This window comes from uncultured Dokdonia sp. (assembly GCF_947492535.1).
In the GTDB taxonomy this organism is placed as follows: Bacteria; Bacteroidota; Bacteroidia; order Flavobacteriales; family Flavobacteriaceae; genus Dokdonia.
Window position 1 is genome coordinate 586546 of sequence record NZ_CANLNH010000001.1, and the last position, 13259, is coordinate 599804.

Annotated in this window: 19 protein-coding genes; 8 read left to right on the top strand and 11 right to left on the bottom strand. The window is 32.2% G+C overall.

Going from position 1 to position 13259, the window contains the following annotated elements; genetic code table 11:
- Position 1 precedes the first annotated feature (1 nt).
- Complete coding sequence (locus tag Q1A60_RS02735; protein WP_299763722.1) at positions 2 to 727, bottom strand: phosphodiester glycosidase family protein; 726 nt, start codon at positions 725 to 727, stop codon at positions 2 to 4.
- A gap of 250 nt (positions 728 to 977) precedes the next feature.
- On the opposite strand from Q1A60_RS02735, the gene Q1A60_RS02740 reads away from it, so the two are divergent.
- The 7 genes from Q1A60_RS02740 (at position 978) to Q1A60_RS02770 (ending at position 5367) form a co-directional block, all read left to right on the top strand.
- The gene (locus Q1A60_RS02740; protein WP_299763724.1) at positions 978 to 1373 is read left to right on the top strand and encodes a hypothetical protein; all 396 of its coding nucleotides are present in this window, start codon (positions 978 to 980) and stop codon (positions 1371 to 1373) included.
- A gap of 68 nt (positions 1374 to 1441) precedes the next feature.
- Positions 1442 to 1915 (top strand): hypothetical protein, encoded by a 474-nt coding sequence (locus Q1A60_RS02745; RefSeq protein WP_299763726.1) that lies wholly within the window; start codon positions 1442 to 1444, stop codon positions 1913 to 1915.
- 332 nt (positions 1916 to 2247) lie between these two features.
- Positions 2248 to 2631 (top strand): hypothetical protein, encoded by a 384-nt coding sequence (locus tag Q1A60_RS02750; protein WP_300007122.1) that lies wholly within the window; start codon positions 2248 to 2250, stop codon positions 2629 to 2631.
- A gap of 6 nt (positions 2632 to 2637) precedes the next feature.
- Positions 2638 to 3159, top strand: coding sequence for a hypothetical protein (locus Q1A60_RS02755; protein WP_299763730.1), 522 nt, complete (start codon positions 2638 to 2640; stop codon positions 3157 to 3159).
- Between the two features lie 5 nt (positions 3160 to 3164).
- Positions 3165 to 3998, top strand: a complete 834-nt coding sequence (locus tag Q1A60_RS02760) for a hypothetical protein (RefSeq protein WP_299763732.1) — start codon at positions 3165 to 3167, stop codon at positions 3996 to 3998.
- A gap of 3 nt (positions 3999 to 4001) precedes the next feature.
- Complete coding sequence (locus Q1A60_RS02765) at positions 4002 to 4976, top strand: serine hydrolase (protein WP_299763734.1); 975 nt, start codon at positions 4002 to 4004, stop codon at positions 4974 to 4976.
- Entirely contained in the window at positions 4960 to 5367 is a 408-nt protein-coding gene (locus Q1A60_RS02770) for a DCC1-like thiol-disulfide oxidoreductase family protein (RefSeq protein WP_299763736.1), read from the top strand. The genes Q1A60_RS02765 and Q1A60_RS02770 overlap by 17 nt, the downstream gene beginning before the upstream one ends.
- Before the next feature lie 108 nt (positions 5368 to 5475).
- On the opposite strand, the gene Q1A60_RS02775 is transcribed toward Q1A60_RS02770, so the two are convergent.
- From Q1A60_RS02775 to Q1A60_RS02815, 10 genes are all read right to left on the bottom strand, one after another.
- On the bottom strand, positions 5476 to 5955 hold the full coding sequence (locus Q1A60_RS02775) for a DUF2628 domain-containing protein (RefSeq protein WP_299763738.1): 480 nt from the start codon (positions 5953 to 5955) through the stop codon (positions 5476 to 5478).
- A gap of 50 nt (positions 5956 to 6005) precedes the next feature.
- Positions 6006 to 6629: a class I SAM-dependent methyltransferase gene (locus tag Q1A60_RS02780; RefSeq protein ID WP_299763740.1), complete on the bottom strand. Its 624-nt coding sequence runs from the start codon at positions 6627 to 6629 to the stop codon at positions 6006 to 6008.
- A gap of 152 nt (positions 6630 to 6781) precedes the next feature.
- Positions 6782 to 7342, bottom strand: coding sequence for a hypothetical protein (locus Q1A60_RS02785; RefSeq protein ID WP_299763742.1), 561 nt, complete (start codon positions 7340 to 7342; stop codon positions 6782 to 6784).
- Between the two features lie 110 nt (positions 7343 to 7452).
- Entirely contained in the window at positions 7453 to 8010 is a 558-nt protein-coding gene (locus Q1A60_RS02790; protein WP_299763744.1) for a hypothetical protein, read from the bottom strand.
- A gap of 90 nt (positions 8011 to 8100) precedes the next feature.
- On the bottom strand, positions 8101 to 8472 hold the full coding sequence (locus Q1A60_RS02795) for a hypothetical protein (protein WP_299763746.1): 372 nt from the start codon (positions 8470 to 8472) through the stop codon (positions 8101 to 8103).
- An 84-nt stretch (positions 8473 to 8556) separates the two neighbouring features.
- Entirely contained in the window at positions 8557 to 9414 is an 858-nt protein-coding gene (locus Q1A60_RS02800) for a hypothetical protein (protein ID WP_299763748.1), read from the bottom strand.
- A 221-nt stretch (positions 9415 to 9635) separates the two neighbouring features.
- A complete protein-coding gene (locus tag Q1A60_RS02805) occupies positions 9636 to 10598 on the bottom strand; it encodes a hypothetical protein (protein WP_299763750.1) in 963 nt (320 codons plus the stop codon).
- Positions 10599 to 10768: 170 nt separating this feature from the next.
- The gene (locus Q1A60_RS21600; protein ID WP_363322566.1) at positions 10769 to 11227 is read right to left on the bottom strand and encodes a hypothetical protein; all 459 of its coding nucleotides are present in this window, start codon (positions 11225 to 11227) and stop codon (positions 10769 to 10771) included.
- Entirely contained in the window at positions 11181 to 11354 is a 174-nt protein-coding gene (locus Q1A60_RS02810; protein ID WP_299763752.1) for a hypothetical protein, read from the bottom strand. The genes Q1A60_RS21600 and Q1A60_RS02810 overlap by 47 nt, the downstream gene beginning before the upstream one ends.
- Positions 11355 to 11487: 133 nt before the next feature.
- Entirely contained in the window at positions 11488 to 12183 is a 696-nt protein-coding gene (locus tag Q1A60_RS02815; protein ID WP_299763754.1) for a hypothetical protein, read from the bottom strand.
- A 188-nt stretch (positions 12184 to 12371) separates the two neighbouring features.
- Between Q1A60_RS02815 and Q1A60_RS02820 the strand changes: the two genes are divergently transcribed.
- On the top strand, positions 12372 to 13259 hold an 888-nt coding region (locus tag Q1A60_RS02820; RefSeq protein ID WP_300007131.1), incomplete at its 3' end, for a transposase.

Consider the following 13259-nt stretch of genomic DNA (forward strand, 5'->3'; position numbering starts at 1 on the left):
ATTAATTTCTTTTTCTTCTAGTCTCACCAATAATCACCCCGAAATTTCCATCGAGTTGTTCCCAATATCGGGATGGGAGATAGGTGCGAGATACAAATCCATCTAGGTATAATGCATTTTTACATCCTTTATCTTTAAAAAAGCAGGCAAAGTCATAAAAGTTGATGCGTTCTTTTGACATCGCAAATAAGAGATTCCCATTAGGTAAAATACCAACTCCATTTCTGATATGTAGATTAGATGATCCTTCTGTAAATTTAGGATGTATCTTATCGTTTATAAGCAACATAGGTCCCGACTGTGTAGCATACTTAATAGCTGGACTAGATGTGAAATTAGATGTTGTTGTAATGGTAGCTTTATTGTCATTAGTAATATAAAAGACGCCATTAGGATGTAGGTAGAAATTCGTCTTTCCTCCTTTTAGCGTATCAATAGGTGCTTTTGTGATTCCTTGTTGAATGAATAATCCTTGCGGAGATCTGTCTTTAAGATACATGCCGCCATTCATCGCAAAGACAAGTTCTTTTCCTTCCTTTTCAACACCTGCTTTTAAATTTTTAAGACTCCCATAAGTATTCCCTTGTACATCTTTCCAGTAGAAATCTAATTGTTGGGTGTTGAGGTTAACTTCATAACTTAAAATACGACTATTTAAAACTTCTTTACTACTATTAACTGATAGTAGCGTAATTAAAAAGAAGAGAAATGATTTAAAATAAGTCATATAGATCATTTGATATACGTAAATCGTTACTATGGTATACGTAGTTCTTGAAAACTTAAAGATAGCTAAAACATCTTTTCATAGCGGATACCATATACACATAAATATTTATTTGTGTATACGTATTTATAACGGTTTTTAAATACCGTAAAATCTACCTTCATTTTCCAGTGATGGTTCTAATACCTTTAAAAAAAAAGAACTATTGATTAGTTCTTTTAATCTTATGAACCTTTTAAATACATTTTTCATGAAAAAAATAGATGAATTCTCATCGATTGAACAAGCGGCTATGGAACAATCTCCTGCGCATGAAACTGAAGTACGTCATAACTTTATAAATGCGAGTAGTTTTCTAGATGATATAGCAGAAGGAGTTGGTGGTATTGTTGAAAACGTAGGTGATCATGTAGTTGCTGGGGTAGAAGATGCTGTTAATGATGTAGCAGAAATAGGTGAAAATGTAGCTGCAGTTGCCGAAGGAGCAGCTGATCTTGTAGATGCTGTTGCTGGGGGTATGATCATAGATCATGTCTTTACAAAAAAACAAACAGCACTATTAAAGAATGTAAACTTAGAATGTTCTGTAGATGAACTTATCGATTTAAGAAACAGTTTGATAAAAATCCACGCTAAACAAAAGTAGGATATAGAATATTTTACACTAGATGGGTTTTAGTGTAGTTACCTAGAAGTACCTGAATAGTATACATCATGTATCCCGCAGGTTTAAAAAACTGTGGAGTATACCTCAAAACAAGAAATAAGAACGTACGATATTTAAAAGCACTGATCAGTGTTTTTAATTTTATTAACCTTTTAAATAAATTTTTTATGGAAAATTTTGATGATTTCTCATCGATTGAACAAGCGGCTATGGAACAATCTCCTGCGCATGAAACTGAGATACGCCATAACTTTATGGAAGCAAGTGGTTTTATACATAAGATTGTTGAAACTGCTAAGGAAACAGCTGGAGATATAAATCATGTTGCTAAGACAGCTACACCAGAAACTCCTGATATAGCAGAAGCGACTCTTGAGGCTGCCGCTGGTGGGATTGTAGTAGACGGTGTTTTTTCAAAACAGCATGTTGAATTACTAAAAAATATCGATAAAGAATGTTCTGTAGATGAACTTATTGATTTAAGAAGTAGTTTAATCAATGCGAATAGAATGCTAAAATAATATGCTGTAAACCATCAGGTATCTTTTAGCTATCATGTTGTTGGATACCTGAGGTTTTGGTTATTAGCTGTTATCAAGTCGATACTATTTATAAAATATATGAGTAGGTCTTGTACAGCGTATGTAAAAGAAGTAATTTCTTATTACGGATTTTGCGTACAGATACCCCGTATTTTCAACGGGTTTTTAAATACCGTGTAATCTCCCTTTATTTTCTAGTAGTGATTCTAATATCTTTAAAAATACTGATCAGTGTTTTTAATTTTATTAACCTTTTAAACAAATTTTTTATGGAAAATTTTGATGAATTCTCATCTATTGAGCAGGCTGCTATGGAGCAGTCTCCAGCTCATGAAACTGATGTACGCCATAATTTTATGGAGTTGAGTAGTTTTTTAGATGACGTTGCTCATGCAGTAGATAAAGCTGCACATGATGTAGGTCATGCTGCGCAAGATGTAGGTCATGCTGTAGCAGATCATGCAAAAGAAGCAATAGAAGTTACTGGTAAGGTTGTTCAAGTAGCAACACCAGAAACTCCTGAAGTTGAAGAAGCGACAGCTGTAACTGTTGCAGCAGCCGGCGGTGTTGTTGTAGATGGTATTTTTACAAAACAGCATGCTGAATTATTGAAAAGCATTGATAAAGAATGCTCTGTTGATCAACTTATTGATTTAAGAAGCAGTTTAATCAAAGCAAATAGAATGCTAAAATAATATGCTATGAACCTATCAGATATCTTTACATACCTTATTGTTGGATGCCTGGGGTTTTGGCTATTAGCTAGCGCTATTTGCCAATTTAATATCCTGCGCCTAGAGGATTTCTTTAGGCGTATGGATTATTTTTCCCTGCTTCCACGCTGGTCATTTTTTGCTCCAAACCCTGGAGTGACAGATTATCACTTATTATACAGAGATAAAGATCAAGAAAATGAATGTGGCCGTTGGAGAGAACTTCCCATCGCCAGCAAACGAACCTTATTAGGAGCCATATGGAATCCTAAAAAAAGATCTAAAAAAGCCTTGTCTGATGCTGTACAAACAATCGTACGATCTTCAAATACATTAAAACCTAGTGAATTTAAGACATCTATATGTTATATCGCATTGGTCAATTTTATAGCTTCTTTACCAAGAAAAGCAGACGGTCGGGCAACTCAGTTTATGATTATGGAATCCTATGGTCATTATCCTGATAAAGGACCGAAAATGTTGTTTAGATCCGAATTTCATAAACTATAACAATCATGGAACATTTTTTAAATATGGAGTTTGTCTATACATGTATGAAATACTTTGTACTGGTAGGAATCTCTATTTCGACGATAGAACTATTATATAATTGGAGAAATTTTCAAGATAACCGATTGTACAGTTGGAAAGTCATTTCAACACGAGGTTATTTTTCTGAGAACAATATCTTTCATAGACTTGCTCATTTTTTATTAAAATATCCCAATTTTATTGGCGTAATTATTTTTAGAGTACTTGTTCTTGTTTTGTTAGTTGTGCCAGGCATTTGGGGATTTTCTCAAGCCCCTCTTTTTCTAGCACTTGTCTTAACATCATTATTGATCAACTACCGTAGTCCTTTTGGACAAGATGGATCAGATCAAATGTCTACTATTGTTGTTATAGTTCTTTTTCTATATCATATCAATCCTGAAAATAGTATCGTAGCACAAGCTGGTATTTGGTTTATAGCTTTACAATCGATACTGTCTTATTTTACAGCAGGATTCTTTAAAGCAAAAGGCGATAAATGGACCAAAAACCCTAATGCCGTATACCTCATATTTAATACGTCAACATATGGAAGTAAACCCATCGCGGGATATCTGCAAAATAGACAATCAGCGATTACATTTTTAACATGGTCTACCGTTGCTGTAGAAGTGCTATTTCCTTTGGTATTAATAACAGGATATCCTGGAATGCTTGTATTTCTAGGCTGGGGATTAGCGTTTCATTTAATGAATGCTTTAGTGATGGGATTGAATTCTTTTTTATGGGCATTTTTAGCGACCTATGGTGCTATTATTTATTGTTGTATGCAGTTCTCTACCTATTGGATATTTTAATTTATGGATAACTGTATTGCAGAGCACATTATAAAACACCCTGATGATTGTTCTTTACTGTTTGTAAAGAATGGTGAACAGCTATTGAGTGTTCATGAACACGTTAATCGTCCGTTGGCCAGTATTTATAAGCTTATTATTCTATTAGCGTATATAGATCAATGTAAAAAAGGGAACATACATCCAGATGACCAGATACATTTTAATCAATTAAAAAAGTATTGGATTCATTGGATTGATCCTAATTTTCTAAAATGGTATGGACGCCTTAAGAATGAAAAGAAAATTAAGAAGGACTGTGTCGCGCTAAAGGAAGTGGTAAAAGGAATGCTAGAATATAGTTGTAATACCAATACAGATTATTTATTAGCAACATTGGGTATTGAAGCTGTAAATGAACAACTCAAGAAGTATCATATAGCAAATCATGATCCAGTGATACCTATATGTACCTCAGTATTGGTGTCTATAAGAGACGCAGCCATAGATCATACCCCTATTTCATTAGGGAAAATTGCTCGGGAATCTTTTGAATCTATGGTAGGAGGGAAGCGTATAGATGGTTTAGACCTTAATCTCTTAAACGATTTTGATTATGATATGCAATGTCGTTGGAGTGATTTGTTACCGCATGCTTCTGTACATACCTATAGGGATATACTAAAACAATTACACGCATTACAAAAAGATACTAAAGACTTACAAGATGTGATGCATTGGTTTGGTCAACTAAAAACGTATAAAGAATACACAGGCGGAATGAAATTAGGATACACACCTAAAGTATTTAATGCTGCTTTATATATGCAGGATACATCAGGAAACGAATATCAATTAGTCTACTTTTTGAATCATCTTACTACAGATCAAAGGCAAACCTTTGAGGTTGCGAGTAACGATTTTAATTTACAACTGTTGAAAAACCCTGCTTTTGTCGACCAATTAAAAAATCAAATTGCTCATGTCAGTATATGCTGAAAAAATAGTGATGTTTGATGGCGATTGTTCTTTCTGTGATCGTACGGTCAATTTTTTGTTTGATCACAATCCAAAACGAACATTGTATTTTACTTCACAACAATCTACCTTAGGTAAGGCATTATTAGAAAAGAATAATTTGCCCAGTGATCTAGATACGATCTATTTTTATGCTAATGGGAAGGTCTATGAAAAAGCCGCTGCCTTCTTTTACATCGCAAAAGAGCTAAATAGTCCGTGGCGTTATTTCTCTTTGTTAAGACGTTTTATTCCACACGTTTTTGGAGATTGGTGTTATGACCGTATTGCAAAACGAAGACATCTTTTATTAGGCAAAAAGGATAGCTGTAGACTCATGACTAAAGAGGAGCAACAGTATTTTTTATTATAAAGTGTTATCGTAGGATTTTACTATATACGCTTTCGCGAAAGCGAACTTGTGAGATTCACGACCATTGGGAGAGCGAAGCGGTAAAGCGTATAATTGCACATTAAAATATTATATTCCTACTACAACCAGAAGTACAATGATCGCTATAAGACTAATAGGTGCTATTAAACTTGTGCCTCCCTTTTTAGTAATTAAATGTATTCTTCGTTCTTTATCAGAATGTTCTTCCATGATCCTATTTATATCTTTTTGAGATTTTAAAATATAGAATTTATTTGCTAGTAGACCAATAACAATGGCCCAAAAAATTCTACTTATGATATCAATGATTTCATAAATTTCTATAGAGATTATACCAAATGAATATAATGCTTCTTCAATAAAAGCTTCAGCAATAATAATACCCATTAAAATTAAAATATACTTATACATCTTGCGATATGCCATCCATAAAAAGCCTAGAAAAAAGGCAGGAATACTAAAAGAACATTTACCTTGTTTATCTAGTTTTTTCATTTGGATTAGGTAATAATCAGCGTTTTCCTGAAAATATTTTTCGTAAAATTCTTTGTTTTCTTCTGTAAGCATTTTTTATAAACGATCTAATGGTTTCTAAATTAAGTAGTATTAAAAGACTCCTATCCTATCTTTTTTAAGACGATAAATCTATTTGTGAGTTCGAGGATGTCAAGCTTCTTTTCTTTGGCAATATACTCAATGGTTTCTGATCTGTACATAAATATATGCGTAGGATCTTTTGGATAAAACCAGGTTTTAAAATCGATGGTATCTGTATATAATAAGGTCATAATAAGTAACATCCCATTGGGTTTTAATAAAGATACAAGCCGATCAATTTCTAGTTTGGGATTATTAAAATGTTCAAATACCTCACAACTCACAATATAATCGTAGGTTGTATGCAACACCTTTTGATCAGGCGCAAAGTACGGATCGTATGGAACAATATCATAGTCTTGCTTTTTAAGCATACTAGAAATAACAGGTCCCGTACCACTTCCGAAATCTAATCCTTTATGTTCAGGTAAAAATGTATCAAGTACATATTGAGTGATAGGCATTGTAAAATTTTGATATCGAATATCTTCTACATCATTATTGTGACTTTCGTAATGTGTTTTTTCTTCAGTAGCAGTGAGGTAGTGTTTCTCATCTTTTACAATCGCTTTACATGTATCACAATCATAGAAATGTGTATCTATTTGTGTGATAAGTGTCGAATTACAAAGAGTACATAGCATACGTTAGTATTATAGAACCCTCAAGGTACGGATATAAGTTTTAATGCATTGTTTCTGAGTACGCTCTTGTCTGCCGACAGGTAGGTTCGCGAAAGCGTATACGACCTGTCTTTTCGAGTGCCGTCGAGAAATCTAGTGAACTATTCCTATAGTTAAGGTTTTACCTGTTCCCAATAGGTATACAATCCTTTTTGGTATTTTTTATAATCTTCTGGCATGTTTGTAGTAGGAGAAAGGCTAAATGAGATTTCATCTTTAAAATACCAGAAATTATCTTTAAGCACTCCCGTAGTTGTTTCAATATTCCACGCGGGGATATTAATCAATGCGTAGCTATTTTCTTCAGTGACATACTCGACGGCAAAGTCTTTTAATTGCTCTTTGGTGTTGTATATTAATTTGATACTTGCATTTAGTTGTTCTTTCCCTGGATCACTTGCAATGACTAGTGTTTTAGTTTCATAAGCTGTTAATTCTTCTATCCAATCATAACGCGTATCTCCTGCGGCAGGATTTCCGATGCGATATAACTCATCCATGACTCGTATACTATCTTGCTCTTTCTGAACCATTGTAAATAGATTCTCATGTGTTACTGTAATGGTATGTTTTTCAGGATCAATCGTGACATTGGTTTTTTCTGCAATGATCCCGCTATTTTCTACACCGAAAAAAGTGCCTAATACAAAGAAGATGATTTTAATGAGTTCCATGGTTAGTAATGGTTTTATTATAAAAATGAAAGGTAATACATATTAGTCCAGTTTGCTTTTAATCGTCAGTTACAAAATGATGATAAGAAAGAGTACAAGGATTATAGATGTTAGTTGTGATTTTTTATTTCGTTTTCAAATTCTATCTTTAATTTATCCACTTTTCTTTTATTAGCAAACCAATGAAATGGTGAAGGACTTGAACCAAATCCAAACGAAATACAGTTCACTAAAATATCATTTTCGTCATAAAGTACTGTCATCTGTTTACTCCAGTCAATACCTGTTTCTTGCCAAGAAAATTGAATGATTGTTATTTGTTGATTTGTTGATGAGATATTCCAATTATGATTTTTTGCTATTTTTTTAATCAGATTTAAGTTTTTACCTCTTGAAAGTCCATGTATTCTTTTTAGAGAATTCATAGTGATAATTGAATACATGAATAATGAACTTAAAGTAATTGCTAAAACTAAAAATAGTAAGGATAAGACAATCGATTCGTTTTTATTCAAATCAGAATTAATTTCCATTACTGCTATAAAAGGCAAGAGAAAAACAAACATTGCGTAAAGACAATACTCAGTAATTTTTTCAAGCAACCATCGCTTAATGACCAACTTTCCAGCTTGTTTTGATTTGGATATATCGATTGCTATTCTACTCATTAATATAGGTTTTCTCTGCGATGATTCCGCTATTTTCTACCCCGAAAAAAATGTCTAACACAAAGAAGATGATTTTAATGAGTTCCATGGTTAATTGGTATTCGTAGTTGAGGTTTCTTTATTCGGTTTCAGAATGAGAATCAAACTGGTTATTATAAAAATGAGTAAGGGTATTTTAAAAGACAGGTAATTGAATACTTCAATAGGGACTTCGGTTAATCGTCTTACTATGGGTGTAAGCATTAAACCAAGGCATATGATTTTTAAAACCCTATATCTATAATAATCAGTAAATAATAAAATGGACCCAATTAATCCTAAAATAGCAAATACTTGATCATTATTGCCAGATTTAAAACTTGTCCAGACCAACCAAAATAGAAACGGAATTCCAATAAAGTCTCCCATTAAAAAGATGCATGCGTATGAACAAAAGGCAATTGTTTTTAATGGTATTCTCATTTTATGCTATTGTTTCTATTTTTAAAGGATTTTGGACTAAGGCTTTTTATAAGAAATGTTGTTGTGTAATGTTATTTGATCAAATCAATCAATAATTTTCTCTCGTTTATGATGAAATATTTTTTTCCAAAAATTCACAAACCGACCTTTATCATTATCTTTTAATAAAAGGTAACTGTCTAAATTATTGAGCCCTCTCAGAAGCACAAAAATTCCACTGGCAATTGCTAACAATTTTTTCAGAATTTGTAATTCGTTTTGTTCATAAAAATTATAAACCATAATACAAAGAACAAATCCAAAACTAAATTCTAAAATGATATAAAATTTAAGCCAATGCTTTTTTAAATAAAAAAGTATTAAGCTTAAAAATAATGCTATCGGAATTATGATAGCTCCTCCCAAAACTCTTTGAGATTGTTCCCAATAATAGATTATGAATCCTGTTAAAATTAATAGGAAAAATAATGTTAATTGAACCTTAGTGGCTATTTCAGTTTGCTGATTAGCGAATTCTAATTCTTCTGATGTGAAATCTTCTAAACTAGTATAGTCAATATCTAATGTTTCTTTAAACGTCTTAGGATAAATGATTTTTTTATTCAATCTATTTAGCTCTTCTATTAAATATAAATCCTCAGTAATTACAGTATAATCATCAGTATTTTCAATAGAAACTATGATCGAATTAATTATTTCATCTCTTGTAGGTCGCGCGAATACGTTTGAAACAAAATCACCAACTAGTTTTATTTTTTCTTTATTCGTTAATTCAGAATAAATAAAATAGTTTTTTGGAATGGAGTAGAATCGCCCATATCCTGATGCAAAGGTTCTTGAGTGATTGATATATCTTGTAGTGACGTAATTATTCTGAGAGCTCTTATCAAAAAATATCTCTGGGTAATCAGTAATTATCGATTCGTCTACTAAATATTTCATAGTGTTTTATAACGGCTCCGTATATGAAAAGTAGCGCTGAAAATAAGTTATTACTTTTCGGATTAACACATAGCCGAATTTTTATATTTTGTTTTTAACTTTTCTCTTTTTAAAAGCCAAATTAAAAATTTGGCGGTCTTTCTAAATATACATAAACTTTAGTGTTAGCAATAACTTACGCTTTTTTTTATCTACATTGTTGCCATAGTATTTTTTCGCTATTAATTCTGCATTTTCAAAGGTTGAATTCCGACAATCATATTTTTATCATCGAAAATGACCTTAATCATTTCTTTTGGGGGACCGCTTTGGTCGTCTTCATATTTGTATTGAAGCATTGCAAACGTTTTACCATTCATTCCCATTTGAATTCCGCTATAAATCAATTCAATCTCTCGGTCAAAATCAATTCCAGAAATTAGTACTTTGAGTTGTTCGTCCGTTACTTGTTCAATTATCATTTTTGACAAGTGACTTTTTGATTTCTCTAAATTTTCAACTTTTAACGAGGCAATAAATTTTTTCGAAATTAGATTTAAACTATCTATGCGTTCTTCAGTTAATTCAGGCGTAACTCGTTCTTCCTTTTTTGTATTTCTTATGTAAAGTCGAATTCTATGAGTTGGTGAAGTAGTAACCATTCCACGCTTTTCGTAGTAATTTGAAACATTAGCGTACATTTCAATTTCTGTACTGTCATTTGGAAACCATTTTACATTTTTTTTCAGTCCGCCTTTTATATCGTCATTGGCTACACTTAAGTCAGATAAATCGCCTTCTGATACAGGTTTTCCATAAATATCCATAATAATTTTTTCTAATTCGTTGAATTTGCGAATAAGAGCTTTTTGATATTTCTTTGATTTCTTGTCATTCGTATTTGCTTTTAAAGTCAGTAAACTTTCATCCCATTCATAAAGGATATGTGACATTGTACTGTCTTTTTTCTTGAAATAATAATATCCAACTAAATCGGAAATTACTTTTTGTTTACGCTTAAATTTAATCGGTTGAGCATTATCAGCAGAAACGTGGTTTCGAATATTTGGAATTTGCTCACTTCCTAAACTTCGCTCCATTTTAAGATATTCATTTAGTGTTGTATTGTGAATATCAAAATTAAATTCTTGTCCGTAGACAGTTATTCCAATTAATAAAAGTCCAAGTATAAATGTCTTTCTCAAAGTTTTTTTCATATTGGAGGTGACGGAATTGTATATGGAAAGTGCGCCTTGTGGCGCTATGTTTTTCCGTTTTGATTTAAAGGTAATTAAAAAGTGGGAATTTTAATTCTGTTAACTATTCAAGTGCATTTTTTATATACGTTGATATCTTCTTTTGCGACAGAATCGAGTTAACGTTCTATTTTTTTTCTACTATTTAATTTATCTGATATTGACATTAATCTATCAGTTTTATCTTTTGCAAGAATAGAAATGATATGAAATCTATCTCTTTTGAACAAAATAGGTGAATATTCAAAGTGTGAATTATTAATAATACTGAAAAGTGATTTTATGATCTCTTCGAAATTCAGTATGTACTTATCTAATTCATCAAAAGTAATTTCTGGATCTTCCTTTTCTAATTTTGTATGAGCAATAAAATCATTTCTTAAATTTATTATTCTCTCGGTCAGATCAGTTGTTTCCTTTATTTTGCTTTCTATATTATTTAATTCGGTTAAGTCGATTTCGTTTAAATCAGTTCGTTTTTTTAAAGATTTAATAATACTAAAAATGTTAAAATAATTATTCTTTGATCCTTTAATTATTTTGCATAGTTCTATGATACAATTTCGGAATAGTGCTATTTCTTAGGTATTCTCTTTCTTCATTCGTTTCTGGAATATAAAGATACTTACATGCAGAATATTCATCTTTAAATTTAGTAAAGGATTCTGCAACTTTTTCTATTCTTTTTTCAACTGTATTTTCCATTCAGATTAGTATGGTGTTAGTTTAAATAACTAAGTTTTTTATTCATTAAGAATTCGTTTAGGAGCTATTGAAGATAACGTTCCTTGTATGGTGCGTTTGCTTCCCGAAGGGAGCAAATGAACTATACAAATTGTTAGCTTTTCGTTTTTATTCGGTTTTCAATATCGTACTTTTCAGTCTTTTCCTTGTCTATTAAGTCATTATTTTGCAGATAAAAGAACATTGATTGAAGATAAGAATTAACCTTGTCCAAATATTCGGAATCAATTCGTTCTTTATTTTCTGAAATTTCTAAATAGTCAAGACACCTTTTCAAGAAAAAAAAAACCCCATCAAAATCTCTCCCTTGAAAAAGAAAAATTGAATGATTTACATAGGTTACTAAATGATATTCAGGAATATTTCTTCTGAAATATCGCTTTGGAACAGTTTCATTAAATATTTTAATCCATTGATTAATATCAAACTCAGATTTCCTTTCAGTATCTAACTGTTTGAATTCATCTAACTTTTCAAAGAATAAGTCAAAGGCTTTTTCTTCATCATTATTGCACTTTGCAAGTAATAACTCGTGAAATCTAGGCCCGGTTGATAGTGGAATATTGGGTTGTCCGCTCAACCACCATTTGAACTCATTAAAATCAGGATCTCCATCATTATATATTTGTTCCCCACTGTAATTTTTATTTGCATAAATCCAGTATCCCCAAAGATAATTTTCTAAAGCCGTAATAGATTTAGAGGTAAGAGCAATAAGCGGCCGAATCCTTATGTGATCAAGGTTTTCGTAAATCTTATATCCATTTATAATTTTTATCTCTTTGCTCATCTCAAATGAAAGCTAACGGACTTGTGTATGATTAGTTGCGTGTTTTAAGCACCTAATTTAGCAAATACAAACTGAATAGAAAATCCGCTAGAATTTTCGTAAGTAGTCGAGAACCAGGCAATTAATTATACACGGTGTGTCTGTTGCACAAGTTTTGTTAAAAATACGTATAATTAGTAACTTGTTGTATGCAAGGCTTTAAGATTTATCAGGAGAAATTATTCAATAGTTTTCAGTTAAGTGATCGTGTTCCCATTACCAATTTTTATAGACGATTAAAAGAGGTGTTAGATTTAGACTTTCTGTATACTGATACGGAGCAGTATTACGGTAGTAGTGGTCAAAAGAGTATTGACCCTGTTGTGTTTTTTAAGTTTTGTTTAGTGGGTTATTTAGAGAATCTGGTAAGTGATCGTAAGTTGATTGCTCATTGTAGTATGCGTTTGGATATTCTCTATTTTTTAGGCTATGATATTGATGAGGAATTACCTTGGCATAGTACGATCAGTCGCACGCGCCAGTTATTTCCAGAAGTGGTATTTGAATCTGTTTTCACGCATGTTTTTCAGATGTGTATTTCCAAAGGGATGGTCAGTGGTCATACTCAGTGCATAGATTCGGCTCCTGTAAAGGCGAATGCGAGTATGGACAGTTTGGAGTTGAAGGTTCCTTCTCAAGATTTGGAGGCTCACTTAGCCGAGGTACGCCATATTAGTCAGCGAGATAAAGAAGTTTTTCGCAAAGCGAAGTATAATAAAGCTACAGAATCACAGCAAACCATTACTGCCAACAAGAAGCAATTAGATAACATTAGGTCTAGAAATAGGAAGTGGAGTAAGGATCAAGATATGCGTCCTGGTTCTGGTAATAAAGGGAGTCGTTATACGAGTAATAAGACGCATTACAGTCCGACAGATCCTGATGCACGCATTAGTGTCAAGCCAGGCAAAGCAAGAAAGCTTAATTATTGTAGTCAGTTGAGTGTAGATACAGCTCATCATGTGATTACCGATATACATGCTTATCATGCCGATGGAAAGGATAACCAACATTTACAAGATATAACCAAACGTTTA

Bases quoted from the DNA above. Each gene is read 5' to 3' on its own strand.
- Q1A60_RS02735 (WP_299763722.1), bottom strand. From the start codon at position 727: ATGACTTATTTTAAATCATTTCTCTTCTTTTTAATTACGCTACTATCA.
- Q1A60_RS02740 (WP_299763724.1), top strand. From the start codon at position 978: ATGAAAAAAATAGATGAATTCTCATCGATTGAACAAGCGGCTATGGAA.
- Q1A60_RS02745 (WP_299763726.1), top strand. From the start codon at position 1,442: ATGTATCCCGCAGGTTTAAAAAACTGTGGAGTATACCTCAAAACAAGA.
- Q1A60_RS02750 (WP_300007122.1), top strand. From the start codon at position 2,248: ATGGAGCAGTCTCCAGCTCATGAAACTGATGTACGCCATAATTTTATG.
- Q1A60_RS02755 (WP_299763730.1), top strand. From the start codon at position 2,638: ATGAACCTATCAGATATCTTTACATACCTTATTGTTGGATGCCTGGGG.
- Q1A60_RS02760 (WP_299763732.1), top strand. From the start codon at position 3,165: ATGGAACATTTTTTAAATATGGAGTTTGTCTATACATGTATGAAATAC.
- Q1A60_RS02765 (WP_299763734.1), top strand. From the start codon at position 4,002: ATGGATAACTGTATTGCAGAGCACATTATAAAACACCCTGATGATTGT.
- Q1A60_RS02770 (WP_299763736.1), top strand. From the start codon at position 4,960: ATGTCAGTATATGCTGAAAAAATAGTGATGTTTGATGGCGATTGTTCT.
- Q1A60_RS02775 (WP_299763738.1), bottom strand. From the start codon at position 5,955: ATGCTTACAGAAGAAAACAAAGAATTTTACGAAAAATATTTTCAGGAA.
- Q1A60_RS02780 (WP_299763740.1), bottom strand. From the start codon at position 6,629: ATGCTATGTACTCTTTGTAATTCGACACTTATCACACAAATAGATACA.
- Q1A60_RS02785 (WP_299763742.1), bottom strand. From the start codon at position 7,342: ATGGAACTCATTAAAATCATCTTCTTTGTATTAGGCACTTTTTTCGGT.
- Q1A60_RS02790 (WP_299763744.1), bottom strand. From the start codon at position 8,010: ATGAGTAGAATAGCAATCGATATATCCAAATCAAAACAAGCTGGAAAG.
- Q1A60_RS02795 (WP_299763746.1), bottom strand. From the start codon at position 8,472: ATGAGAATACCATTAAAAACAATTGCCTTTTGTTCATACGCATGCATC.
- Q1A60_RS02800 (WP_299763748.1), bottom strand. From the start codon at position 9,414: ATGAAATATTTAGTAGACGAATCGATAATTACTGATTACCCAGAGATA.
- Q1A60_RS02810 (WP_299763752.1), bottom strand. From the start codon at position 11,354: ATGGAAAATACAGTTGAAAAAAGAATAGAAAAAGTTGCAGAATCCTTT.
- Q1A60_RS02815 (WP_299763754.1), bottom strand. From the start codon at position 12,183: ATGAGCAAAGAGATAAAAATTATAAATGGATATAAGATTTACGAAAAC.